Source organism: Lacipirellula sp. (assembly GCF_965279485.1).
GTDB lineage: Bacteria > Planctomycetota > Planctomycetia > Pirellulales > Lacipirellulaceae > Lacipirellula.
The window spans coordinates 1470251-1494249 of sequence record NZ_CBDIIC010000001.1; the positions used below are offsets into that span (position 1 = coordinate 1470251).

The 23999-nt window shown below is 62.5% G+C and carries 18 protein-coding genes; 6 read left to right on the forward strand and 12 right to left on the reverse strand.

Features of this window, described 5'->3' with window-relative positions; all coding sequences use genetic code 11:
• The first annotated feature begins 32 nt into the window (after window positions 1–32).
• The 3 genes from ACQY7R_RS06255 to greA all read left to right on the forward strand — a co-directional run bounded on the left by ACQY7R_RS06255 (window position 33) and on the right by greA (window position 3507).
• The gene (locus ACQY7R_RS06255) at window positions 33–1733 is read left to right on the forward strand and encodes a sigma-70 family RNA polymerase sigma factor (RefSeq protein ID WP_428304729.1); all 1701 of its coding nucleotides are present in this window, start codon (window positions 33–35) and stop codon (window positions 1731–1733) included.
• Window positions 1734–2052: 319 nt separating this feature from the next.
• A complete protein-coding gene (locus ACQY7R_RS06260; RefSeq protein ID WP_428304730.1) occupies window positions 2053–2757 on the forward strand; it encodes a zinc ribbon domain-containing protein in 705 nt (234 codons plus the stop codon).
• Window positions 2758–3030: 273 nt separating this feature from the next.
• Window positions 3031–3507, forward strand: a complete 477-nt coding sequence (gene greA / locus ACQY7R_RS06265) for a transcription elongation factor GreA (RefSeq protein WP_428304731.1) — start codon at window positions 3031–3033, stop codon at window positions 3505–3507.
• Window positions 3508–3510: 3 nt separating this feature from the next.
• Here greA and ACQY7R_RS06270 read toward each other — a convergent pair whose 3' ends face one another.
• Window positions 3511–4518 carry an aldose epimerase family protein gene (locus ACQY7R_RS06270; protein WP_428304732.1) on the reverse strand — a complete coding sequence of 336 codons (1008 nt, stop codon included), beginning with the start codon at window positions 4516–4518 and terminating at the stop codon, window positions 3511–3513.
• 266 nt (window positions 4519–4784) lie between these two features.
• On the opposite strand from ACQY7R_RS06270, the gene ACQY7R_RS06275 reads away from it, so the two are divergent.
• Window positions 4785–5594 (forward strand): BON domain-containing protein, encoded by an 810-nt coding sequence (locus tag ACQY7R_RS06275; RefSeq protein WP_428304733.1) that lies wholly within the window; start codon window positions 4785–4787, stop codon window positions 5592–5594.
• On the opposite strand, the gene ACQY7R_RS06280 is transcribed toward ACQY7R_RS06275, so the two are convergent.
• The 11 genes from ACQY7R_RS06280 to ACQY7R_RS06330 all read right to left on the reverse strand — a co-directional run bounded on the left by ACQY7R_RS06280 (window position 5476) and on the right by ACQY7R_RS06330 (window position 21332).
• Window positions 5476–6528 (reverse strand): hypothetical protein, encoded by a 1053-nt coding sequence (locus ACQY7R_RS06280; RefSeq protein ID WP_428304734.1) that lies wholly within the window; start codon window positions 6526–6528, stop codon window positions 5476–5478. The two genes, ACQY7R_RS06275 and ACQY7R_RS06280, sit on opposite strands and share 119 nt — an antisense overlap.
• A 56-nt stretch (window positions 6529–6584) precedes the next feature.
• Entirely contained in the window at window positions 6585–10073 is a 3489-nt protein-coding gene (locus ACQY7R_RS06285; protein ID WP_428304735.1) for a secretin N-terminal domain-containing protein, read from the reverse strand.
• A 327-nt stretch (window positions 10074–10400) separates the two neighbouring features.
• Entirely contained in the window at window positions 10401–11318 is a 918-nt protein-coding gene (locus ACQY7R_RS06290; protein WP_428304736.1) for a hypothetical protein, read from the reverse strand.
• A complete protein-coding gene (locus tag ACQY7R_RS06295) occupies window positions 11315–13051 on the reverse strand; it encodes a hypothetical protein (RefSeq protein ID WP_428304737.1) in 1737 nt (578 codons plus the stop codon). Before ACQY7R_RS06295 ends, ACQY7R_RS06290 begins: the two co-directional genes overlap by 4 nt.
• Before the next feature lie 257 nt (window positions 13052–13308).
• Window positions 13309–15141 carry a hypothetical protein gene (locus ACQY7R_RS06300; protein ID WP_428304738.1) on the reverse strand — a complete coding sequence of 611 codons (1833 nt, stop codon included), beginning with the start codon at window positions 15139–15141 and terminating at the stop codon, window positions 13309–13311.
• Entirely contained in the window at window positions 15131–16246 is a 1116-nt protein-coding gene (locus tag ACQY7R_RS06305; RefSeq protein ID WP_428304739.1) for a hypothetical protein, read from the reverse strand. The genes ACQY7R_RS06300 and ACQY7R_RS06305 overlap by 11 nt, the downstream gene beginning before the upstream one ends.
• Window positions 16247–16410: 164 nt before the next feature.
• On the reverse strand, window positions 16411–16950 hold the full coding sequence (locus ACQY7R_RS06310; protein WP_428304740.1) for a type IV pilus modification PilV family protein: 540 nt from the start codon (window positions 16948–16950) through the stop codon (window positions 16411–16413).
• A gap of 64 nt (window positions 16951–17014) precedes the next feature.
• Complete coding sequence (locus ACQY7R_RS06315) at window positions 17015–17779, reverse strand: pilus assembly FimT family protein (protein ID WP_428304741.1); 765 nt, start codon at window positions 17777–17779, stop codon at window positions 17015–17017.
• Window positions 17779–18225: a type II secretion system major pseudopilin GspG gene (gene gspG, locus ACQY7R_RS06320; protein ID WP_428304742.1), complete on the reverse strand. Its 447-nt coding sequence runs from the start codon at window positions 18223–18225 to the stop codon at window positions 17779–17781. Before gspG ends, ACQY7R_RS06315 begins: the two co-directional genes overlap by 1 nt.
• 151 nt (window positions 18226–18376) lie before the next feature.
• Window positions 18377–19579: a type II secretion system F family protein gene (locus tag ACQY7R_RS06325; RefSeq protein WP_428304743.1), complete on the reverse strand. Its 1203-nt coding sequence runs from the start codon at window positions 19577–19579 to the stop codon at window positions 18377–18379.
• Between the two features lie 55 nt (window positions 19580–19634).
• On the reverse strand, window positions 19635–21332 hold the full coding sequence (locus ACQY7R_RS06330; RefSeq protein WP_428304744.1) for a GspE/PulE family protein: 1698 nt from the start codon (window positions 21330–21332) through the stop codon (window positions 19635–19637).
• 602 nt (window positions 21333–21934) lie between these two features.
• On the opposite strand from ACQY7R_RS06330, the gene ACQY7R_RS06335 reads away from it, so the two are divergent.
• Complete coding sequence (locus tag ACQY7R_RS06335) at window positions 21935–22708, forward strand: AMP nucleosidase (protein ID WP_428304745.1); 774 nt, start codon at window positions 21935–21937, stop codon at window positions 22706–22708.
• 466 nt (window positions 22709–23174) lie between these two features.
• Window positions 23175–23870 (forward strand): PEP-CTERM sorting domain-containing protein, encoded by a 696-nt coding sequence (locus ACQY7R_RS06340; RefSeq protein WP_428304746.1) that lies wholly within the window; start codon window positions 23175–23177, stop codon window positions 23868–23870.
• Window positions 23871–23999: the final 129 nt, after the last annotated feature.

Below are 23999 nucleotides of genomic sequence, written 5' to 3' on the forward strand. Positions count from 1 at the left end.
CCATTGCACAGGAAGTGCAGGAGGAGTTTTAGATGTCCCGCTTTGCCGCCCGCCTTAACGAACTTGCCGCGCTCGCTCGCACGCAAGGCTATCTTACCTACGATCAGGCGAACGCTTTCCTTCCCGATGAGTCGACCGACTCGGTTCACGTCGAGGCGCTGCTCGACCTGCTCGACGGCATGCGGATCAAGCTCGTCGAAGGCGAAGCTTCCGTTTCCCGCCGCGTCGCCGCCGCCCTGGCCGAAGCCGAAGTCAGCGGCGAAGACCTTTCAGCCGAACTCCCGAAGCTGACCGACGACCCGATCCGGATGTACCTCTCGCAGATGTGCCGGATCCCGCTGTTGTCGCGCGAAGAGGAAATCTCGCTCGCCAAGAAAATCGAAATCACCCGCAAGCGTTTTCGTCGCAATATCCTGCGGTCGTTCATGGCCCTGGAAGCAACGGTCGGCGTGCTGGAGCGCGTTCAAGCGGGCGAGCTCCCCTTCGATCGCACGATCAAGGTCTCGCTGACCGAGCGTCTCACGAAGACGCAAGTTTCGGCCCGCATGCCGGTGAACCTGCCGACGCTTCGCCGGCTGATGCAGGCCCAGCGCCGCGACTTCGCGGTACAGGTCGACAACCGCGCCGGCGGCACCGAGAAGGCGGCCGCTCGTCAACGCTTCCTCCGTCGTCAACGCAAGATGCTCGTGCTCGTCGAAGAGCTGAGCCTCCGTACCCGCCGCGTGCAGCCGCTGATGAAGCAGCTGGAAGAAGTCTCGCGCCGCATGGATCGCCTGCAAGCTCAGCTCAAGCAGCTGAAGGCCGAAGGCGCCTCGCAACATCGCATCAACCCGGTTCGTCGCGAACTAAAGGCGCTGATGATGCAAACGCTCGAATCGCCGAAGAGCCTTCGCGACCGCTGCGACCTGCTGCGGACGCAGCTCACCGAGTTCGAACGCGTGAAGCGCGACCTCTCAAGCGGCAACCTGCGGCTCGTCGTGTCGATTGCCAAGAAGTACCGCAACCGCGGGATGAGCTTCCTCGACCTCATCCAAGAGGGCAACACGGGCCTGATGCGGGCGGTCGACAAGTACGAATATCGCCGCGGCTTCAAGTTCAGCACCTACGCCACGTGGTGGATTCGTCAGGCGATCACTCGTGCGATCGCCGATCAGGCCCGCACGATTCGCATCCCGGTCCACATGATCGACGTGCTCAGCAAGCTGCAGCAAACCGCCAAGCGGTTGCAACACGAACTCGGTCGTCAGCCCACGCCAGAGGAAACGGCACTTGCCGCGGGCGTGAGCCTCGAAGAAAGCTTGCACGTGATGGACATCGGCCGCACGCCGGTGAGCCTTGATCGCCCGATCGGCGAAGGCGACGATTGCAGCTTCGGCGAGTTCGTCGAAGATTCGCACACCGACAACCCGCTGAACCTGGCGAACAATAGCCTGCTTCGCGAGAAGATCGACGACCTACTGAAGACCCTCACCTTCCGCGAGCGGGAAATCATCCGCCTGCGGTACGGCCTGACCGACGGCTACTGCTACACGCTCGAAGAGGTCGGCCGGATCTTCAAGGTAACCCGCGAGCGGGTTCGCCAAATCGAAGCGAAGGCCGTCGCCAAGCTGCAGCACCCCGTGCGCAGCTCGGAACTGGCCGAGTACGTCGCCGACAGCCCGCAGATCATGCCGCAAGAGCAAGTGAGCGAGGCTTGGGACGAGCAACCGGCTGATTGCCGTTTGGTGGCTTAGTGATCGATCGGCCTTGCTAGGAAAATCGACAACCATTCAATCGGCGTCGTGGAGTTCGCTCCACGGCGCCGATTTTTTTCGCTTCGTGGGTTTTCGAAACTGACGAATGGAACGCGGATTTTCGCGGATTGAACGGATGGACGCGGATCCGACTGCAGTATTATCCGCGAGTATCCGTTCAATCCGCGAAGATCCGCGTACTATTTCTTGGCACCCTGACTGCACCACAGCACACGGAGCGTGCCCGCTGCAGGCGGCTGTCGCCCCCCTCAATCTGCGGTACAATGCACGGTCCACGACACCCTGCGAGCCGCGACTTATGGCGCTTTCCGCCGAACTGCTGCAACGACTTCACCGGATTCACCGGCAACTCTCCGACCTGCGCGAGCGCCAGGAAAAGGGTCCGCGGCAAGTGAAAGCCCGCGAGGCGAACTCGGCCAAGCTCGACGTTGAACTCGCCGCCTCGCAAGAGACCGTCAAGCAGACGAAGGCCCTCAGCGATCGGAAGCAGCTCGACCTGAAGTCGAACGAAAGCCGCATCGCCGATTGGCAAGTGAAGCTGAACTCCTGCAGCAACAATAAGGAGTATCAGACGATGACCGACCAGATCGCCGCCGCCACGATGGCTGGCAGCGTGCTGGCCGACGAGATTCTGGAGACGATGGAGCGGATCGACCAGCTCGAAGCAGTGGTCGTCGAAGTGAAGGAGCGGCTGGCCGCCGGCAAGACAGAGCTGTCCAAGTTCCGTGACGTCGTAGCGCAGGAAGGTCAGCTGATCGCAGCCGACATCGCGAGGCTCGAAGGGGAGCTGGGCGATGCCGAGAAGAATCTGCCAGCCGACTTCCGCGAGGACTATCGCCGCGTCATTCGGGGCAAGGGTGCCGACGGCATGGCGAAAATGGAGGATGGCGTCTGCGAAGGGTGCGGCAAGCAGGTGACGCTGAATATGCAGAACCATCTGCTGATGGGGAAGCCGGTCTTCTGCACCGCCTGCGGGCGACTGCTGTACGCCGGGGAGCGGTAGGGCGACTGTTCGGCATCGATTGTGTGCCACTGCTGGCTCGCCCAGCAGTGCGAAGCGGAAGCCAAGCGTCCACTGTTGGACGAGCCAGCAGTGGCGCCCATTAATAACGGCTAGGGACGGCGCCGCCGGCCCGCCTCAAGGCCCGGCCCACTTCGGGCCGAAGAATGCCAAACGGCCTCAACCCTTTACACCGGCCCCCATTCAAGAAACAATCTGGGGATTCACGCGAGGGTCTTCCGTAAGGAAGACCCGTTTTATTTGAGTGAGGAAGAAATGAGCGATCGCACTCCGATGACCCGGGCCGGCTACGAAAAACTCAAAGCCGAGTTGAACGAGCTGGAAAACGTCCAGATGCCCGAGATTGAGAAGCGGATCGCGATTGCGCGCGCCGACGGCGACCTCAAAGAAAACGCCGAGTACCATGGCGCCCGCGAGAGCCAGGGGATGCTGCAGGCGAAGATCAATATGCTGAAAGCGAAGCTCGCCAGCGGCGAGATCGTTGACATGTCCACCATGCCGAAGGACCAAGTTGTCTTTGGTTGCACCGTGAAGGTGAAGGATCTCGAGTTCGGCGACACGGAGGAGTTCACTCTCGTCGGCGCCGGCGAAGAAGATTACGACGTCGGCAAGATCCTCGTCACCAGCCCGCTGGCTCAGGGTCTGCTTGGCCTCAAGGTCGGCGAGAAGGCAGAGATTGAAGTCCCGGCAGGGACGAACCGGTTCAAGATTCTTGAGATCCGGTTTGAGTAGTCGCTAAGCTTCAACGCCAAACTCGTACGCGCATGAATACCGGTATTCCTCGCCCGGTCGCACGATGCACGACGGAAATTGCGGCTTGTTTGGCGAGTCGGGGAAGTGCTGCGTTTCGAAGCAGACGGCTGAGTGCTTGCGGTAGACTTGACCCGCTTTGCACGTTTGCCCCCACACGAAGTTGGCCGTGTACATCTGCATGCCCGGCTGATCGGTGTGGACGTGCATCGTGCGGCCCGACGCGGGGTCGTACGCCGTGGCGACCATCTTCATGACGCCGATCGGGCCGTTCAGCACCCAGTTGTGATCGTAGCCGTCGGCTTCGTGGCCGGTGAAATCGCCGATGCGATCGCCGATCCGTCGCCGCGTGCGGAAGTCGAGCGGCGTCCCCTCGACGGGCGCGATCTCGCCGGTCGGAATCGCCCCGGCATCCTTCGGCGTATAGCGCTCGGCGCCAATCCAAACCTCGTGATCGAGCACCGACGGCGTGCCGTGGCCCGAAAGGTTGAAGTAGCTGTGATTTGTCAGATTGACGGGCGTCGCCTGATCGGTCGTCGCCACGTAATCGATCTTGAGTGCGTTGCCTGGGGTAAGCGTGTAGGTCACCTGGATGTCGAGCTTGCCGGGGTAGCCTTCCTCGCCGTCGGGGCTGACATAGCGAAAGATCACGCCATTTCCTTCGGCTCCCGCGAAGGGCTCGCCTTGCCACTCGACGCGAGAGAGATCACGCTGCGAACCGCCATGCAGGTGGTTCACGCCGTTGTTGATCGCGAGTTGGTAGTCTTTGCCGTCGAGCGAAAATTTACCGAGGGCGATGCGGTTAGCGAAACGGCCGGTTGTGCAGCCGAAATGCTGGTTGTCGCTGCTGGCGTAGCCTGCTTCGTTGTCGAATCCCAGCACCACGTCGGCCATCGCGCCGTCGCGGTCAGGAACCCACAGCTCCGCCAGCGTGGCGCCGCGGGAAACAAACTTGGCACGCATGCCCGACGGACCGGTGACTTGGAATTCCATGGCTGTTGATCCTGCTGCGAAACGGACAAGTGTCGGCGAGCCCAATTTTCTACCTCCATCCGGCGCCGGCGACAACCGCCCCAATAGTCGCAGGTCAACGACCTGCCGGAGCGGCTTGAGACGGCCGCTATGCAACGGAACGATCTCGCAATCGTTACAGTTTCGCTCCGGCGGCTCATTGAGCCGCGGCTACCTGCTGATTTTGGCCAGAACCGGAATAAGTGGTATACTTGGGCTGATCCGCTCACGAGTCGGGAGGTCCATCGATGCCCCGTTTCCGACAACTCGCCGCCATCGCCGCAGCCGCCGGCGCCCTGGCATTCGCAACGAACGTCGAACAAGCGGCCGCACAAACCGGCGCCCGCAGTGGGTTGAGCCAAAGTCGCAGCGGCAGCCTCCGCAGCAACTACTCCGGCGGCATCTCCGGAGCCCGCGACGGCATCTCTAGCAGTTACGGCTCAAGTACCGGCGGCGCCTTCGCTCAGCAACAAGGAGGCCGCGGCAACGGCGCCGGCGGCGGTGCAGGCAATGGGGCCACAGGCCAAAGCGCCCTCGGGGGCGGTCCCATGTCAGCTGGACTATCGCAGTCAGGCAGCGAGCGGTTCCAAGAGGGCGGGTTCGTCGGCCGTGATGCTCAAGATGTGCGGGCAGGCTTCCAGAGCCAATCAGGCGGCCGCGGCCCAGGCGGCACGCTCGACACGATGATTGAGAACCTCAACGAGATGCGCGACTCGCGTCGTCGGTGGCGCGAACAGAACGCCGCCCCGCCAGCGATTCGCGTTCAGCTCAAGCCAGCGTTCGACAGCCCCGCCATGATTCCGCTGCAGGCGAACGTTCCTCTCCAGCGTCGCTTGGCGAAGGAGATGGCCACCGTCGGCGTCAACTCGCCGCAGATCGAAATGGTCGGCCGCACCGCGGTCATTCGCGGCAGCGTTGCCACCGAGCGCGATCGCGAACTTATTGCCCGCTTGGCCTCGCTCGAACCGGGAGTGTCTCAAGTAGAGAATCTCGTACAGATCCAGCCTGCGGCCGCTTCGCCGCCTTCGCCGCCTCGTTTAGTTCCCGCCGCTGAGTAGCCGTAGTCACGGGCGTCGAGTCGACAGGAAGCTGGGCCGATGCCTGGACGACTTGAGAATTCGCAGTGGCAGACTGCGGCGGTCCCGACCGTTGCGTCGAGAGTTGCGACAAAGGCCGCGCTGGCCCAGGGGCGCTAAAGGCCGTCGTCTGTTGAGCAGGCTCGCTCGCACCTTCACCCAATCGTTTCGGCAGCGGAATTGTCGCCGTCGACATTTGGCGCTGCTGAGCTGGAACGACGATCGAACTTTCCTGGCTTGCTGTCGCGGGCGGCGCAGCATTCTGTCCCGAGTATGAAGCCAGCCGCACCTGCTCGCCGTTGTCGGTCAGCACCGTCTTGGTGAGCAACGGTTTGTTCGCGTTAGGATCGATGGTGAGGCCCGGGAGCAGATGCCGCGTCTGCTCGCCGATCACTACAGGGCCTTCTTTGGGCTCAAACTTGGCGATCAAACTAATATTCCGCTGTTGGCCCCCGATTTCGTCCCAAGGAAGCCAGAAGCTGTAAGCCGGCCCCAACGACGACTCGCTCTCGTGCCGCACGAACTCATCCATCGGAAAGATGTACTTCCGATTCGGATGCGTCTCATGGTCGGGACGATCAGTCTCGTCGAAGGCGTACACGACGAGATTTCCTTCGACGCGCACCGGATCCTCAGACCCCTTCTTGAAGAACATCAGCTTGCCGCCGAAGCCGCGCTTCGGAGTTTGGCCGACTGTGCTCAGCGTCGTGTCGGTCCAGGTCGCCACCATGCGTTCAGGTTGCTGCGGCTCTGGTTCTTTCGGCTCCAGCCCGACTGCCTGCTTGACGTTCCAATTGGCGAACTTCCACTTGTTCGATTTGCTGGCGCAGCCTGCGAAGATCGACAGCAGCAGCGCCGCCATGAGCGACGTCGTCACCGCGGTCGATCGCGAACGTTGGTCTAGCGAGCTTGGCATGGCGAGCATGGTGGGAAAGTGAAAACAGTAAATGGGGATCGCAGTTCCGCGGCCTGCTATGGCGCTAGCGTGGGAGCTAGGACAGGAGGCTGGTTGCCGGGCGCCGGCAGCGCTCCGGGCGTGACGATCGTCTCCGCCGGGTCAAACCGTCCCTCCGAGTTTGGAACCTCGGTGGGGAACACAGCTTCCGCTTCAGCGGCGCCGAGCGTGTCGTTCGCACTCCGCAGCCCGGCGGGGCCGTTGATCGCGACGACGTCGGACAGGCACCAGCTCATCCGCGCCGATTCGACTTGCTTCAACATTTCCGACTGCTGACGGCTGCGGATCACGTGCGGCGTGAGCACGATGAGGAGTTCCGCCTTCTGCACTTGCTTCGAGTCGAAACGGAACAAGTCGCCGAGCAGCGGAATGTCGGCTAGCAGCGGCACGCGGCGATGGAGCTCGCGATCTCGCTTTACAATGAGACCGCTAAGGACCACCGTTTGTCCGCTCACAGCACTAATCGTCGTTTCAGCGGAAATCGTGTTGATGATCGGAGCATTAATCGCCGAGCCGTTCGGAGCAATCGAGATTGGCACGCCGTCCTGCACCGAGCCGAGTTCGCTCTTGGCGGCGAACACTTCCATCACCACCAGGTTGTCTGGGCTAATGCGCGGCCGGACGAGCAGTTCCAGGCCAACGTCTTGGAAGGTCACGGTATTTGTCCGGGCGCCGTTCGCTTCGAGGCTGCTCTGCGTGATGTACGGAACGACCTGACCGACGAATGCACGGCCTGTTTGATTGTCGAGCGCCATGATCTGCGGCCGGCTGAGGACTTCGAGCCGTTGCGACTGTTGCAACGCCCGTAACAACATGCTGATGCTGTTGCTGGAAGCCGAAAGCACCATGCCGCCGAAGCCGGCCGCCTGGCTGACGCGGCCGACGCCGAAACTCGACAAACCTTGTGCGGCAACGTTGCCGGCGGTGGTGAGCGAGCGATCGCTGCCTGAATTGCCGAGCGGCTGGTTGGCGTCGCCGAAGTTAAAACCTGGCGTCATCGACGCCGACTGGATGATCTGCTGCTGGAAAGTGTTCTGCTGCCCGCCTGGGCTGACCGTCGTCGTCGTGTTCGTGGTCGTCTGAATGTTCTCGAGCAAACTACGGTCGAATAGCACCGAGTCCTGCAGACCGAACTCGACGCCGAACTCGTCGATGTCGCCGAGGGTCACTTCGCCGATGAGAACCTGGATCATCACGATCGGCGCCTCTTCGTCGACTTGCTTGATGATGTCTGCGATCTCGTCGTAGTACGACGGCGTCGCCGAGACGATAAGGCTGTTGCTGTTGATTTCCGCGACGATCACCACTTCGCGTTCAATTTGCTGAAATGGGCTCGTAGCGCCGGGGGCCGTCGCTTCGACGTCGCGCTTCTGCTGCAACCATTCTTGAAGGGCCAAGGCGACCTGCTCGGCATCGGCGTTCTTCAGTTTGTAGACGCGATTGATCCGTTGCCGACTGTCGCTGGCGTCGAGCCGCAACAGCACGGCTTCGACGACGAGCAGTTCGTCGCTGCTACCGGCGGCGATAATGCTGTTCGTGCGCTCGTCGACGGAGAAGCGTAGCTGGAAGACTCGCGAGCCGGCGGTGCTCTGAGCTCCGCCGCCTCCCCCTTGGCCTCCCTGCCCTCCCCCTTGGTCCGGCGTGCCGAACAAGCTTTGCAGCATTTCGGCGAGGCTGACCGCATCGCCGTTCTCAATCGTGAACACTTTCAGCTCGGCCACCGCATCAGGCTGCACGTCGAGCTGCTCGATCAGCACCGCCATCAGCGACATACTTTCGGGCGGCGCGGACACGATCAATGTGTTGGCCCGTTGGTCGGCGTTAACAGTGACGCCGGCGAGAACGCCCGAGGCGAGAATCTTCTGCCCCTCGGCGTCAATCGTCACCATCTTCAGGAGCTGAGCGACCTTCGCATCGTCGCGGCCAGCGTCGTCGCCCTGCCCTGCCCCGCGCACGGCCCGTTGCAGCACGGGGGCAAGTTCCGCCGCCATCGAATTCTTCAACCGGAAGACGCGAATCTCGTTCACCGCTTCGCCGCCAGGTGAGTCGATCTCGCTCACCATCTTGCGAATTTCTTCCATGTCGCGCGGGCTGGCCCGCACGATCAGCGAGTTGGTCCGCGTCTCGGCAATCACCAGCGCCTTCGCGGCCAGCGGCGGCGCGGTGCCTTCGGCCTCGGCTTCGTTCTGCACGAACAGCTGCGAGACGACCAGTTGCGCCTGCTCGGCCTGAGCATTCTTCAAACGGAACGTTTCAAACTGCGTGAGCGACTCGCCGCCGCCGACATCGAGCTTCGCCAGTAACTCGCCAGCTTTGCCCACGGCCGTCGGCGAACCGACGAGCAGCAGCGCGTTCGGCTTGCCGAGCGGCACCGCCAACACCGGACCGTAGTACGGGTAGAGGCTAAAACTCCCTTCCGCCGCTGGCGAGAAAATCCGCGACGTGATGAGGGCCATCGACTGCGAGTCGACGTGTTGCAGCGGACGAACCACCACCTGCGGCTCGCTCACGCGGCTCATCTCTTCGATTTCTTCGATCACCTTCATCACTCGCTCGACGTCGCGCGGATTGCCGCGGATGATGAAGAAGTCCGTTCCTTCGACGACCTCGATTTGCACAGGGCCGAGCAGCCCTTCGCCGTCGGCCATCGCCAGTTCCGCAGCGCCGGCGGGGAGCGATCCAGCCGCTTGGCCCGAAGCGGTCACCTGTCCCGCGACAGGTTGAGCATGCGCCGCGATCGCGCCTACAGTCTGTTTGATATGAGGCGCCGCTGCCTTGTCGGTGGATACCAGCTGCGTGACGCGATCGCCGATTGGCGGCGAGTCGAGCGCGCCCACAATCTCACGCCAAGCACGCAATTGCTCGGGCCGGCCGACGATGCGAACTTCGCCCGTCTGGCGATTGCCGGCAATCAACACCGGCTGGCTGTCGCCGGCATCAACCGGGAACCGCAGCCACGACGTCCCATCGTCGGGGAGCCGCGGCAGGGCGCGATCGAACGCCAGTTCCAGCCGCGCGTGGAGTTGGTCGGGATTGAGTTGGCGGAGTTGCAGGCTGGCCTCTTCGGCCGGCAAGCCCTGTGGCGGCGCCGGGGCCGCCGACGGCAACGTAACAGCCGGAGCGACTGGCTGCGGCGGATTCGGCGAAGCGACCGGCAGCGGGACCTGCATCACGACGGACGTTTGAGTCACCGGAGCTGGTGCGACTGCCACGGGGACGGTTGGCGCGGGCGCGGGTTTCACAACAATCGGCGCCGGAGCCGAAGCGGCAGGAGCCGGCGCGGCAGCAGGCGCTGCTGCGCTGGAGAGCGTCGGAACAGTGAAGTCGAGCGTCGGGGCCTCGACAAGCGGCGCCACAATGCCCGAGGCTGAGCCGCTAGATGCTTCCTGAGCATGCGATACGGCGACAGGCGGGGTCGGCACAGCCAAGGCGAGCACTCCCACAACGGCTGCAGCGCCGGTTGCGAAGAGCGTGGCTCGGTGACTGATTGCGGCAAGGAACGACATGGGGCTATCCGCCTCAAGAGGGCAAAGTCGCTAGCAAAGCACCGGCGCAGGGGCGCCATGGGGCCTTACAATCGAATTAATCGGCAAGGTTTACCCAGAACGCCAGTTAAACCGTCTTGGAACTCGCCATTTAAGAAGCCAGCACTGCTGGCGCCGACGCAACGGTCGGCGATGTCCATCGAAAGTTGGACAGGATCACAGGATTTCGCGGATCGACTGGATGAGGGGAAGAAAGAGAATGGAGATCACAGTCGCAACAACTAGAGCCAGGCCGGCAGTAATCAATCCTGTAGATCTGCGAAATCCTGTGATCCCGTCAAGTCTTCGTTAGGCGGCCGGCGGGGCGAGCAGCGTGCCCTGGCTAAAATTCTGCCCCGTGCGGAACTCCATCCGCCCCTTGTCGGTCTCGACGACAACCCGGCGGTTGTCGATCTCGACGACCTTGCCCTTGAACGAGCCGAACTGAATCGAGTCGCCTCTCAAGAAGCGACTCACCTGCCCTGACGTCTTGTGGCGCACCCAGAGTTGCCAGCCCTGGTCGCCGTAGCTGCCGCCCACAGTTGCGGTGATTTCAGCGTCTGCCGCGTTGTTGTCGACCGCTGCTTCATTCCCTTTCGGCGCGTGGGCGACGAACAAGTTGCGGTCGACGAGCCGCTGGCGAACGTCGTCGAGCGACTTCACGCCTTCAATCGGCCGCGGATCGCCTTCCGCCAGGGTGTCTTTCCGTTTGGCGTCGGGAAGGATCAACGCCGCGGCGGTGAAATCGAACGTCAGCTTCTGGCCGCCATCGCTGGCGGCGATCGTGGAATTCGTCAGCCGATGCAGGTGCGGCCCCGCGTAGAAGCGATGCAGAAAGTCGGTGAGTTGGGCGAGCGAGCCCTCGGCCTTGCCGGCAACCGTCACTTCGCCAAACTGCGGGTTCTTCGCGCTGCCCGACTTGTCGGTGAGTTGCACGACGTTCATCCCAGCGCCGGCCAGCTGAGCGCGGAGCCAGTCTTGGTAGAGAGACTCGGCGATTTCCTGATTCGTCGGCAATGATTGGGCTCGCCATTCGTTGAGCCGTTTGCGTGCCCGTGCTCCCCGCAACTGGGCGACGTTGGCGTCGCTCAGCGCCTGCTCTGCGGCGGTGTGCTGATTTTTGCTCTGGGTCACCTTCTCGCGATAGCGAGTGAGCCCCTGCGAGCCAAACCACAGCAAGCCGGCCGCCGCGACCGCGCCGATCAATGTCTTCTCGCGACTTGTCATGACGTCGCTCCCGCGGCTGGCGCAGCCGACTCGACCGGGGTGGAAGCCTTCGCAGGTTCCGGCGACTTCGCGGGTTCATCCGCCGCGGCAGGTTTTTCTGATTCGGCCGGCGGCTTAGTCGGCTCAGAATCTGGCTGCTCAGCCTCCGTCTTCTCAGTAGACGCTGCCTTCGCGGGCTCGGCCTTCTCAGCCTCAACGGGCTTCGCGGGTTCGGTTGCCGCCGGAGCGGCTCTGTTCTCAGCGGACGGCGTCGCCGCAGCCGGTTCAGCTGCAGTCGTCGCTATCGCCGCCGGCGCGACGCGTTCGATCGTTTCGATCACCGTCACATTGAACCCCGGCATCCCCTCCGCCTTCGGTTCAACGACGCCGCGATCGACGCGGTAGTTCCCCTCGCGAAGCCGTCGTTCGGCTGGCTGGATCGCGTCATTGCTCTTCGCCGCTGCGGTGAACGAGACTTGCCGGTTGATGACATTCAGCCTCGTGAGCACCAAATCCTGATCCGCTGCAAACTTCTCGCTTGCGAGCGGCTCAGGCCGCAACCGCCCGCTGAGATGATCGAGTTCCGTCAGCAAGTTGGTCGATTGCCCCAACCAGTTGCCGATTGCCGTCGCTTTCGTCTCGTCGGCCTTATACGACTCAAGCACCGGCTCGAGCGCCCTGCGTTCGGCATCGGCCGTGGCGGCGAGGGCGAGCGGTTCCTGCACGTTTTGGTAGGCTTGCCAGCCGATCATCGCAACGCCTGCCACCGCAGCCGCGGTCGCCAGCACGTAGGTCCGCGCCTTGCTCGGCGCCGGCGGGCGTCGGCGCGGGTGGAGCAAATCGATCGGCGCCCCCCTCCCCGCCCCCGCAGCGGCGGCAAGCGCCGCCATCGGAGCGAGTTCCACGAGCGACAAGCCGGAGCTTGGCAAGTCGAACGACGCATCAATGCGCACCAGCTTCGCGAGCGAGATGGCCTGGACAGGTTTCGAAATCGTCGCGCCAAGTTCGCCGGCAATTTCGTCGGCATTGTCGCCAATGTAATAGCAACGCGGCGGCGGCCCCGCATCGTGCGACTGGGCGAGCGACAACAGGGTCCGCCGCAGTTCGTTCCCAAGCGCCGCGGCGTCGGCGGCGGCGTTGTCGTCAGCGGGCAGCCATACGGTGCGAATCAATTGCAACGCATCGCCGCGCCCCGCCCACACCACCGCTTGGCGTTCAATGATCGCGGAGAAAACTCCCAGCGACTCGGCGTTGCGATCGGTAAGTGCGGCACGCCCGAGTTCGACCCAGCCGAGCGGCTCGGGAACGATGCGCGCGATCTTCAACTCACTCGCATCGCAGGTCGCCTTCAGCGTCTTCCACTGCGTCGCCGACACGCCGGCGCCGAGCACTCGGTACGGATGCTCTTCATCGCCCGACAACGGCAAAAAATCGAAGCCTTCGCCATCCTCGGAGAGTTGGATGTCGCGCTCAGCTTGCAAGTGGACGAGTTCGGGCAGATCGTCCGCCGGCATCGGCGGCAGATCGAGATTCTGAATCGTCAGATCGCTCCGTGGCGCCGCGAGCACGGTGGCGATGCGCCCCGGCTTCCACGCGGCGAGCGCTTCGTGAATCGCTTTGCCGCGCGCCGTTCCATCGCCCCCCGTCGGCAACGGAATTCGCACCGCCCGCTCGATTTCCAATCGCTCGCCACTGCGCACGACGGCGGCGATGGCGGCGGCCGGCAATAGTTTGAGAGCGAGGGTTCTCGACATGGCGGGCAGCGAACGGCGGGAAGGGATTTGGCGGGAAATTAGCTCAGTTTATTGTAATCAAGGGCCCAGCCGGCTGCGCGGGCCCCACGCCTGTTTGCGGCGAAGACTGGAACAGGATTGCCGGATTTCTGAGGATCCACGGGATACTCTGTAGATAACCGAGTGAAACTCTACTCCTGAACGCCCTCAGCCCTTGTTCTTCATCCAGTCGATCCGCGACGATCCTGTGATCCTGTCCATCCCCCCACGGACTTCGACTACTGAGGCGTCTCGCTCGACTCGACGCCCATCGCCTGCGTGCTGAAGCCCCGGCCGAGCGGCGTCAAATCGCGCTGCAGCCGGAGGTGAGGCGTCGTCCCCGAACGGTCGACAATAAATTCCCGGCGGGCCGCCGCCGGGCCGGAGTCGAAGAAGCCGACAGCTTGGCCGCTGAAGGCGTCGCCCCCGGTAGTGACGTACCGTTCGATCTGCCGCATCTCGTCGAGCGTGACAACGCCGTCGATCAGCAGCCAGAGGGCGTGCCGCTGATCGCTCACCGCTGGATCAGGCTCCGCCTCGCGACGACTAATGATCTTGCCAACCGCCGCGTCGGGGAGCGAGGGAATCGACTGCAAGACGAATCGCGACGCTTGGTTCACGTTCACTCGTCCCGCCACGCGCTGCGCCGTGGTCGGCGGCGCAGCGTCGTACAGTTTGAGTAGCTCGCGGTAGGAGGCGGCATCCTCGGCCCACGGCGACGTGACGTTCTGTGGCGGGCCGTTGTTTTGCCCCGGAATCTGGACGCGGACGCCGATGAGATCGAGCGGCGAGTTCACTTGCGTCTGCCCCTGCTGCTGGAAGTTGAGTGTGATCGCCGAAGGCTCAATCTCCACTGGCTGCTGATTCTGGTTGCCGCCTCCTGTAGGATTCCCGCCGTTATTACCGCCGCCGTTAGCGTTGCCGCCTTGGTTGCCGCTCAATCCCCCGGTGTCTTGCAGGCTTTGGATGTCCTGAATCTGTTGAACTCCCTGCTGCCCTCCCCCGCCGCCTCCACTCGCAGCGCCCGACGTGCTGCCCCCTGCAGCGCCCGCTCCACCCGCTTGGCCAGCGGCGCCCGCGCCATTCGTCTGCTGATCCTGAAACGGCCCATACTGCCGATAGGCGACGAAAAACTTCGCCTTGTCGTCGCCGATCACCGGGCTGAGGCTGTCGTAAAGTTGCTGCAGGTCATTGCCATTGAACTGCAGCGGCGTCGCCGTGGCAGTGGTCGTCGTCGCCGCGCTGCTGGCAGCAGCCGACGCCGGTTGCATCGCCTCAACGCTCCCAGTCGTGAGATAGGCCGACCAGCCGCGATTGAGATACCCGTCGGCGTTGTCGATCTCTAACATCTGCCCGCGCGGCGTCTCGTTCGCGTCAATGACGAAATTGCGGTTCTGATCGACGCCGTACAACAGTTCGGGAGTGACGCCGCGGACTTGCAGCAGTTCATCGAGATCACCAATGGGCCCGTTGCGCGGCACGTACGACGGCGTGAGTTGGGCGTAAACGTCTGCCTCGGCCCCGTTGGTCCGAGGCGTCTCGTCAGCGTCGAGCCAATCGAGAATCGCGTCGGCGATTTCAGCGGTCATCCCGGGAAGGGCCAGCAAGCGGTTGGCAGCTTCGTCTTCAGCGCCCGGTGCGAGCAAAGCGTTCACGTTCAGCTTCGCCGACTCGTCTTCCAGGCCGAACTTGTAGCCCGAATAGTAGCCGTCAACCTGCGCCGGCGAGATGAGTGAGAACCGGCCGCGGTCGAAATCATCTCCCTCGTCATCGACGATGATCGCTTGCGTCGCAGTCGGATTGTTCGCCAGGCCGCCCGACTGCAAGAGTTCCGCAGGGGTCATCCCGACGAGCGTCCGGGCGTACTCGACGCCCGACTCGGCGAGCCGTTCCGCCTGCACGCCGCGACCATGATGGCGGACGGCCATCCGCTCGTTCTGCATCAGTTCTAGGTACGTCGCCGTGCCGAGGGTGAGCATCGCCACGACGATCAGCACGAGCAGCAACACGCTGCCGCGCGACTGGCGGTGACGAGAACGAGCGTGCGTCGCGTGCAGGGCGTTAGGTCCCATTGGTTCCTCCCGCCTGCCCGCCTTGGCCGCCCTGCCCGCTTCCGCCGGTCGCGTTATTGCCGCCGGCGCCGCCGCCGTTGTTGCCGGCGCCGGCATTCCCTGGGGCCTGCTGCGCCGCGCCGTTCTGAGGCTGCGGCAACAATAGCTCAGCAGCCTGCGGCGGGGTTGCCGGTGCGATCCGCACGAATCGCCGGTAGACGACCAGATCCTTTTCGCGATAATTCTGTCCCGTCTGCGTCCGTCGCTGCTGCTCGGCGTCGGACTGCGGCCCATAGTCTGGCTCGTTGATCGTCAGCAGAATCTCCACCCCCTTGGGCAGCCCGCCATCCTCGGTGACGTCCCACTCGTCGACGAGTTGCTGGCCGTCGAAGTAGTGGAACTCGAGCTTCACCACTTCCGGCGCAAGCAACTCGACCCGCGCCCCGTCGCGCGACGCCGGACTCGCGAGCGGATCGGCATCGTCGGCCAGGGCGGTCGTGGGAATCACTTCGCGGTAGAGGCCGGCTGTGCTGGCAGTCGATTCCGCTTCGACGGTGACGCCCAGCTTCGCGGACTCCTGCGACGTTTGCGCCGTTCCTTCCGGCAGGTAATAGCGGACGGTGCGGGGAAAATCACTCACCGCCGCTGGCTCGGTCGGGTCAACTTCTCGGCTGGCGCGCGCCCAGTTCGGCGGCGCCGCACGATCGATTCGCAGCTCTTCGGCGTTGCCAAAGATGCCGTGTAGGCTCCCGGTGGCGAGGGGATTGGCGCCGGCGGCGCTCCCGCTGCCCAAGCCGGCAGAGTTGCTTGTCCCGGCTTGCGCTCCGCCGGAACCTGTCGCACCTCCGCCGCCGCTTCCACTTTGTGCCGACGTGGAACTCTGCCCCGCGCCAGCGCCTCCGCCTCCCTGCTGGGTGGCGCCGCTTCCACCCCCCTGCCCTGAACTTGCGGCAGCGGGCGGATCGATTCGCAGCGCGGAAATATCGTCCGCCATCTGGTCGAGAATCGTCCGCGCAACTTGCGACGATTCCACGCGGCCACGGCTGGTTTCGATCCGTACCAGGAAGAGCTCGACCGCCGTCATCAGCAAGTAGGTGACGACCGAAGTCAGTGCAAGCGCGAGCACGATTTCTACCAGCGTGAAACCACTTCTCCCCTCCCTGGAAGGGAGGGGTTGGGGGAGGGATTCACGACGCGCGTATATGTAATGCAGCCCGAAGCCACGAACAACACAGCAATCCCTCCCCTGGCCCCGCCCTGCGAGGGAGGGAGATTTCGCGCGACGATTCATCACGGCGAACCTCCCGCAGCGCCCGCGCCGCCTGCTCCCCCAGCGCCTCCCGCGCCGCCGGCAGTTCCTGCGCCGCCCTGCTGGCCGCCGTTCGACTGATTCGCATTCTGCTGCGATTGCTGAGAGCTCGCCGCCGAAGCTTCTTCCGCTTCGTCTCCTTCCGGCGTCGTGGCGAACCAACGGACGAGGCGAAACTTCACCGGCTTGTAACGAGCCTCAAGATCTTGCTCGACCTCGACGATCACCGGGTACACGCCCGTGACGGTGGCCGTGCCCGAACTCACCGAGTAGATCCACCGTACATCGCCTTCGGTCTCCAACGGCTGGCGGTTCGCCGGCGAATCGTCGATGACGCCCGCGAGGATTTCATCCATTACTGAACTGGCCAGTATCTGGGCCTGCGTCTCGGCCTGTGAGTCGACGGCGTTCTGATTCGCGAGTTGCATCACCTCGCCGAAAATCGCCATCGCGGCGCCCAGGATGACGAGCGCGAGAATCACTTCCAGCAGCGTGAAGGCTTGCTGCGCGCCACAGTTCACTTTTCTGGTTCGCTTCGCCAACTGGGAACCACACAAACTACATGGCTGAAAGTTCGCTCTCATTTCACTTCCGCCGATCCGCGCGTTGCAGCTCTTCTTGCGTCAGCACCAAACTCGCCCGCCCCACGCCAGTTAACCCGCGCAGCGTCAAACGTACAAATTGCTGCTTGCCGTTAGTCAGCAGGACGGAGGCGTCCGACGTGGTGCCGTCGGGGAAAAACAAAATCGGCGTCGATTGATCTTCGCTCGGCTGTTGCAGCGACGCGACGCTCCGCTCGCCCGTTTGGTAGTCCTCCACGGCGAGTTCGCCGGCGTGGAAGATTACCTCTTCAGGCAGCGTGACGCGGGTCGTTTTGGCAGTTCCCGTCGCCGCCGTGCTGCTCGCCGCCGTCGTGGTAGAAGTTGTGCCGCCGGCTGCGGTCGCGGACGAAGAGGTCGAGGCAGCGCCAGTCGAACGCCGCGAATCGGCCCCCGTTCCCAGCACGCCGGTCCAGGGCTCGACGACCAGCTTTCCTGTCTCGGGCGTAAATCGGAACTGCTGCACCTCGCCCGTCGCGATCGCCCGCATCCGAGCCGCCGACCATTGGGCGATCACTTGATCGCCGCCGCGTCGCAGACGAACCGTCGAATAGACGCCATTGAACACCGGCGCCACCATGCCGCCGATAAGCACGACGAGCGCCAGCACGAGCAAGATCTCGATCAACGTCATGCCGCGGCGCTGCGTGCGGCGCGGCGCCCGCGGCTTAGTGCTAGACGCCAACGACGCTGCCCGGCCAGCCCGTACAGCGAGCGTCGCACATGTCGGCGTCGAGACGGCCATCGGCATTACTTCTCCCAATTGCCGATATCGTCTTCCGTACCGCTTTGTCCATCGGGACCGTTCGACCACAGATCGTAGCTCGATGTGTTCTTCTTCCCCGGCGAAGCGTACTGATACTCATTGCTCCACGGATCGGGCTTCAACGCCGACTTCAGGTACGGCCCGTTCCACTTGTCGGCGAGCGCGCTGTCCGTCGGCGCGTCGTTCAAATCCTTGATCGTCGCCGGATACTTGTTCATATCGAGGCGATAGATATCCATCACCGTGCTCATCGAGTTGACCTGCGCTTTCGCAGCATCGATGTCGGCCTTGTCCTTCACGCCGAACAAGTTCGGCACGACGATCGAGCCAATGATCACCAGAATGATCAACACCAACAGAACTTCCACGAGGGTAAAGCCCTGTGCACTCGCTCGCACCATGCCGCGTCGGCGGGAATGCTTGTCGTTCATTTTTTCAAATCCTTTCCTCGGTTTTCTGAACTCGTCGGAAGCGGGCGAACCCTGCTTTATCGGAGATACTAAGCTTAGCGGGCAGGCTGGTTTGGGAACGAGCTATTCTATCACGATGCGTCTACGATCGACACCGAGCCAACACTACACGTTACATCGACGTCGCCGACTTGAGCATCGGCAACATCAGCGCCAGCACAATGACGAGCACCGCTCCCGCTAAAAACAACAACATGATCGGTTCCAGTAGCCGCACGAATAAATCGAGCCGCCGCCAGGTTTCTTTCTCAAGAGATTCCGCAATGTTCGTGAGCACAGTTTCGAGCGTGTTCGATTGCTCGGCGACGGCGACCATCTCAACGACGTTCGGCGGGAAATGCCCGCTTGCCGCGAGCGGCGCCGCCAGTGATTCGCCGGCCGTGATGTTGTCAGCGGCGTCGTCGATCGCTTGCGACAGCACCAAGTTGCCCGTCGACGAACTGCTGATCTTGAGCGAACGCACGATTGGCACGCCGCCCAACAGCAGCGTTCCCAGCACGCGGCAGAATCGCGACACGGCAAGATTGCTGTAGATCGATCCCACGATCGGTAGTCTCAGGCGTTGCCGATCAAGCCACCAGCGTCCTCGCTCGGTCATGAGCTGGTGTCGCGCCGCCAGCACGATGCCGACAATCGCCAGCACCATCAACAGTCCGTAGGTGTGGATGCTTGCACTGACCCGCAACAGGCCGTCGGTCAGAATCGGCAGTTCTCCCCGCTCGCGCAGCCGTTCGAACAATGTTTCGAACTGCGGCACTGCAAAAATCATCAGCCCGACGACGATCGTGACGCCCAACACCATCAAAAAGATGGGATACGCCATCGCCCCCGTGACGCGCCCCTTCAGTTCGGCCTGCTGATCGGTGAACTTGGCGACGCGTTCGAGCGCCTCTTCGAGAAAGCCGCCTTCGCCGCCGGCGCGAATGATGCTGCGTGAAAGTTCGTTGAATGCCCGCGGATGCCGCGCCATCGCCTCGGCGAGCGAATCGCCTTCGGTGATGCGCGCCTGCAAATCTTCGACGATTTTCTTCATCGTCGGATTGGTCGCCTGTCGTCCGAGTACGTCAAGCGACCGCAACAGCGGCACGCCGCTCCGCAAGAGGGCTGCCATTTGGACGTAGAACTGCGACATCGCCTGCGGCCGCACTTTGAGCGATCCCGCAGCGACGACCTTACCACCGGAAGGTTTGACTTGGACCGGAAAGAGCTCCTTGCCGGCGAGCGCCACCAATGCTTCGCGCTGCGAACCGGCGGCCAGCACGCCTTCAACGCGCTGTCCGGTGGCGGTTCGTGCAATGTAAGCAAAATCGGGCATCGGAGATCTATTTCAAATCGACCGGAGGCAAGCAATGCCCCCCGGTCGCACGCAGCTACTTGATATCGCTCTTAGTGACCCGCAGCACTTCATCCACCGTCGTGATTCCCTCAAACACCTTGTGCCAGGCATCGTCGCGCAAGGTTCGCATTCCTTCCTTCAGGGCGATCTTGCGAATCTCCCAACTACTGGCCCGGTCGTGCGCCAACTGCCGCACGCCGTCGGTCGTTTCGCACAGTTCGAAAATGCCTTGCCGGCCGGCGAATCCCGACCCGCGACACGCCCGGCAACCAGTGTTACGGTAGATCGGCCGGTCGAGCGCTCGGTACTCTTCCCACGGAAAATCGTCGGGCAGCTCCTCGCGCTCCGGCACATACTCTTCACGGCACTTCGGGCAGAGCCGCCGCACGAGCCGTTGGGCCATCACCCCTTCGATCGTGCTCGCGACGAGGAACGGCTCGATTCCCATGTCGACGAGCCGGGTGTAGGCGCTGGGCGCATCGTTCGTGTGGAGCGTGCTGAACACCAAGTGACCGGTGAGCGACGCCTGGATCGCATTCTCCGCGGTTTCGTGATCGCGAATTTCGCCCACCAGCACCACGTCGGGGTCATGCCGCAAGATCGACCGCAGCGACATCGCGAACGTCAGCCCAATCTTCGGATGGACCTGAATCTGGTTGATCCCTTCGAGTTGATATTCGACGGGATCTTCGGTCGTGATGATCTTCGTGTCTTCGCTCTTGATGCCAACGAGCGCGCTGTAGAGCGTCGTCGTCTTGCCGGAACCGGTCGGGCCCGTCACCAGGATGATGCCGTGCGGCATGCGAATCAGCCGATCAAACGTCGCCTTCATCTGCGGCGCCATGCCGAGTTTCTCGAGGGAGAATTCCATCTTCCCTTTGTCGAGAATACGCATGACGATCCCCTCGCCATGTAGCATCGGAATCACCGAGACGCGGACGTCGACCTCGCGGCCGTGGACCTTCAGCTTGATGCGGCCGTCTTGCGGCAGCCGCTTCTCGGCTATGTTCAGCCGCGCCATGATCTTCAACCGGCTGATGATCGCCGCCTGAAAGCGGTTGATCTCCGGCGGCGTCGGCTGCTGCTGCAGCAAGCCGTCGATGCGATAGCGAACCTTCACACCGGAAGGTTGCGATTCGATGTGCACGTCCGACGCCCGCGAGTCGATTGCTTCGAGCAGAATTTCGTTCACCAAATGAACGACCGACGCCTCCTGCACTTCGGCGGCGATTTCGCCATCCTCAACTTGCAGGCCGTCGACGAGTTCAACCTCTTCCTCTTCGCGCTGGGCGAGCAACCCTTCGATCGTCTCGCTACCGACGCCAAGATGGGTTTTGATCCGCTTGGCAATCGCCTCGCGCGTCGCCGCTACAGGAATGATTGGGCAACCCAGCGCCGCCGCCGCCTCATCGAGCGGATGAAGATTCAGCGGATCCGAGGTCGCGACCAGCACCGCTCCGCGGCTTTTCTCAATCGGAAAGAGGCCGTGGCGATGGATCAGCCGTTGCGGAAAAGTCTGGAGCAGCGAAAGGTCGACCGAGGCCGACTCAAGTTCGATGAAATCAACGCCAGTCTCGATTCCCAGCGCCCGTAAGGCATCCGCTTCGCCGACCAGCCCCATCTCCACGGCCAGTTGATCAACGCGCGAACCGTTCGTGCGGGCATCGATCGCCCGTGACAGGTCCGAGTCGGACAGCAAACCATGCTTTAGCAGAATCTGTCCGGCGTCCATGAATCGAATGGGCTATCGAGGAAGGAGGTGCGTCGCGGCGGGTGACTAGCAGGCCGGAAGCCGTGTCCAGCCATAGACTTGCATTATGAGCGCTGGCGATGCTGACGGCAAACTGGCCCAATTTTGCGGGAGAGGTCTCTGCAAGAATGAACCCCGACTGGACGAAACCGGACCGCTGGCGGGTTCCCGAGCATGCCGTCGCCACGGGGATTCCCACGAAGCCCCTCGTGAATGACGCCCGGAATTCGTCAATTTGTGCCGGAATCTTGGAAATTCAGCCGCTAAGGACGCCAAGAAACTTCCGAGGAGAGTCACGCCTCAACGAGCCAACGATTGCGACCTAGACCAATTTCTCATCTACTGAATTTGTCTTTATCCTTTGCGCCTCTGCGCCTTTGCGTGAGATATTCCCAAGAAAGAGTAAGTCTCACGCAAAGGCGCGAAGACGCAAAGAAAATAGGGAAGAGCCTTTGCCTTCCTGGTGTAGGTTGGGCCTCACGGCTCCAGCGCCATGTTGAGGTTCACGCTGGAATCAGCCGCCCCGCTCCATTAGGTTGGTAGATCTCAGCGACCTCCGTTAGCCCCCACACCAGGCGCGGTTCATGATCACGAAGCACGACCTCGTTCACGACTGGCTTCCCCGCTACACCGGGATGCCGATCAACCAGTTCGGCGAATACGTCCTGCTCACCAACTTCCGCAACTACGTCACTCGCTTCGCGGAAAAATTCAGTACTTCGGTTTACGGCATCGACCGCCCGATGCAGGCCGCGACGAACTCCGACGGCCTGACGATCGTCAACTTCGGCATTGGTTCGCCGAACGCCGCCACAGTGATGGACCTGCTGACGGCCTACAACCCGAAGGCCGTCCTGTTCCTCGGCAAATGCGGCGGCCTGAAACGCTCGACCGAAATCGGCCACTTCATCCTGCCGATCGGCGCCATCCGCGGCGAGGGAACCTCCGACGACTACCTGCCGAAACTTGTCCCCGCCCTCCCCTCCTTCAAGCTCCACAAATTCGTCTCACAGAAACTCGTTGACCGGCATCTCGACTACCGTACCGGCGTCGTCTACACGACGAACCGCAGGGTGTGGGAGCATGACGAAGACTTCAAACGACAACTAGCCGAGTACACGCCGATCGCCATCGACATGGAAACGGCGACGATCTTTGCGGTCGGCCACAAGAACCAAATCGCCCGCGGCGCCTTACTGCTAGTTTCCGACTTGCCAATGACGCCCGAGGGAGTGAAAACGCAACTGAGCGATCAAAAAGTGAGCCAGGATTGGTCAGACGTCCACCTGGAGATTGGGATCGAATCGCTGAGCGAGATCGACGACCAGGGTGAGCAGATTAAGCACTTCCAGTACTAATGGGCGCTTGGCGAGTCGACAAATGGCCGGCTCCAGGCCCCCGTTCGGGGGCCCCCTGAATGTGCCGCGGCAAGCGGCCGCCATTGCCCTTTTATGGGGCATTCCGCTGCGAGCCCAATCGTTCTTGGGCTCTATGGCTCAGCAGCTAGTCGACCGACTATCCATCGCAAGCCGTTTGCTGCCTTAACGTTGCAGCTAGCACCGCAGCTCCCAAAGGAGTTTTCCGGCGACGAGCTCAGCTCTTGGCGCAAAGTTTGCCCTTCGACGCTCTCTGCACGATTTTTCCGGTTAGTGAATTTATCGTGAATATGCGCGAGAAGCATGCGAACGGGATTATGATGACCAGCGACCGGGCGGCCTCTTGCATGCCCATCGAATAACCCCTTAAAGCAACTGCAACTAGATTGCCCACCTTGAAATCTACTTAACCCTTTTACAAGTGTTGCAACGCCTGAGGAGATGTCTAATGAAGAAACTTGCGGTGATTTTTACTCTTGTCGGCGCGATCGCGTCGCAAGGCGGGGCGGCGCACGCTGCTCTGATTGCTTATTGGAATTTTAACGCTCTGTCGATCACCACTGCTTCGCTTCCTGGCAGTGGCGGGGTACCGACCACGATTAGCGCCGACACAGGCTCCGGCTCGCTCAACTTGGCGGGCTTCCTCGGTACGGTCGATGACTTTGCCGGCTCAACTCTAAACGCTCTCGGGGGCGATGCTGCCGAAGAGTCCCTAAGCCTTGTCGCAGCCGGCCCCGCTGGCGGTCCCTACCCGGGCAATGGCTCGTATGTTGATTTGCAAGTCAGCACCTCTGGCTATGTCGATCCCATCATCTCGTTTGCCACCCGCGGGACCTCGACCGGCTTCAATACTGGTGCTTGGTCGTACAGCACCAATGGCGTGACCTTCACGCCGCTCGTCGGCAACACGGCGAGCATCAGCACGACGTTCGCCGTGGCAACCCTCGATATGACCGGGGTTGCCGGAGTCGCGAATCAGCCGAGCCTGACTCTGCGGTACACGGTGAGCGGCGCGACGAGCAACAGCGGCAACAACCGCATCGACAACTTGCAGCTCAATGCGACCCCGGTTCCGGAACCAGCCACCATGGCGTTGGCCGGCCTCGGGATCCTGGCATCGGCCGTCGTTGGCCGCCGCAAGTAAAAATCGCTTAGAAATGCAGGTTACTGGCCTGCATCCGGTCCGACTTTAGACGGCCGGCAGCCCGTGTGGCTGCCGGCCGTTTTTTGTAATTCGATCTTTTTTTGACAATCGCCCAGCGCCCCGCTAGCT

What these genes read in the sequence shown, in the direction of transcription:
- ACQY7R_RS06255 (WP_428304729.1), top strand. Translation starts at nt 33, where the DNA reads ATGTCCCGCTTTGCCGCCCGCCTTAACGAACTTGCCGCGCTCGCTCGC.
- ACQY7R_RS06280 (WP_428304734.1), bottom strand. Translation starts at nt 6,528, where the DNA reads ATGCCAAGCTCGCTAGACCAACGTTCGCGATCGACCGCGGTGACGACG.
- ACQY7R_RS06290 (WP_428304736.1), bottom strand. Translation starts at nt 11,318, where the DNA reads ATGACAAGTCGCGAGAAGACATTGATCGGCGCGGTCGCGGCGGCCGGC.
- ACQY7R_RS06340 (WP_428304746.1), top strand. Translation starts at nt 23,175, where the DNA reads ATGAAGAAACTTGCGGTGATTTTTACTCTTGTCGGCGCGATCGCGTCG.
- ACQY7R_RS06315 (WP_428304741.1), bottom strand. Translation starts at nt 17,779, where the DNA reads ATGCCGATGGCCGTCTCGACGCCGACATGTGCGACGCTCGCTGTACGG.
- ACQY7R_RS06325 (WP_428304743.1), bottom strand. Translation starts at nt 19,579, where the DNA reads ATGCCCGATTTTGCTTACATTGCACGAACCGCCACCGGACAGCGCGTT.
- ACQY7R_RS06260 (WP_428304730.1), top strand. Translation starts at nt 2,053, where the DNA reads ATGGCGCTTTCCGCCGAACTGCTGCAACGACTTCACCGGATTCACCGG.
- gspG (WP_428304742.1), bottom strand. Translation starts at nt 18,225, where the DNA reads ATGAACGACAAGCATTCCCGCCGACGCGGCATGGTGCGAGCGAGTGCA.
- ACQY7R_RS06285 (WP_428304735.1), bottom strand. Translation starts at nt 10,073, where the DNA reads ATGTCGTTCCTTGCCGCAATCAGTCACCGAGCCACGCTCTTCGCAACC.
- greA (WP_428304731.1), top strand. Translation starts at nt 3,031, where the DNA reads ATGAGCGATCGCACTCCGATGACCCGGGCCGGCTACGAAAAACTCAAA.
- ACQY7R_RS06335 (WP_428304745.1), top strand. Translation starts at nt 21,935, where the DNA reads ATGATCACGAAGCACGACCTCGTTCACGACTGGCTTCCCCGCTACACC.
- ACQY7R_RS06330 (WP_428304744.1), bottom strand. Translation starts at nt 21,332, where the DNA reads ATGGACGCCGGACAGATTCTGCTAAAGCATGGTTTGCTGTCCGACTCG.
- ACQY7R_RS06275 (WP_428304733.1), top strand. Translation starts at nt 4,785, where the DNA reads ATGCCCCGTTTCCGACAACTCGCCGCCATCGCCGCAGCCGCCGGCGCC.
- ACQY7R_RS06270 (WP_428304732.1), bottom strand. Translation starts at nt 4,518, where the DNA reads ATGGAATTCCAAGTCACCGGTCCGTCGGGCATGCGTGCCAAGTTTGTT.
- ACQY7R_RS06295 (WP_428304737.1), bottom strand. Translation starts at nt 13,051, where the DNA reads ATGTCGAGAACCCTCGCTCTCAAACTATTGCCGGCCGCCGCCATCGCC.
- ACQY7R_RS06300 (WP_428304738.1), bottom strand. Translation starts at nt 15,141, where the DNA reads ATGGGACCTAACGCCCTGCACGCGACGCACGCTCGTTCTCGTCACCGC.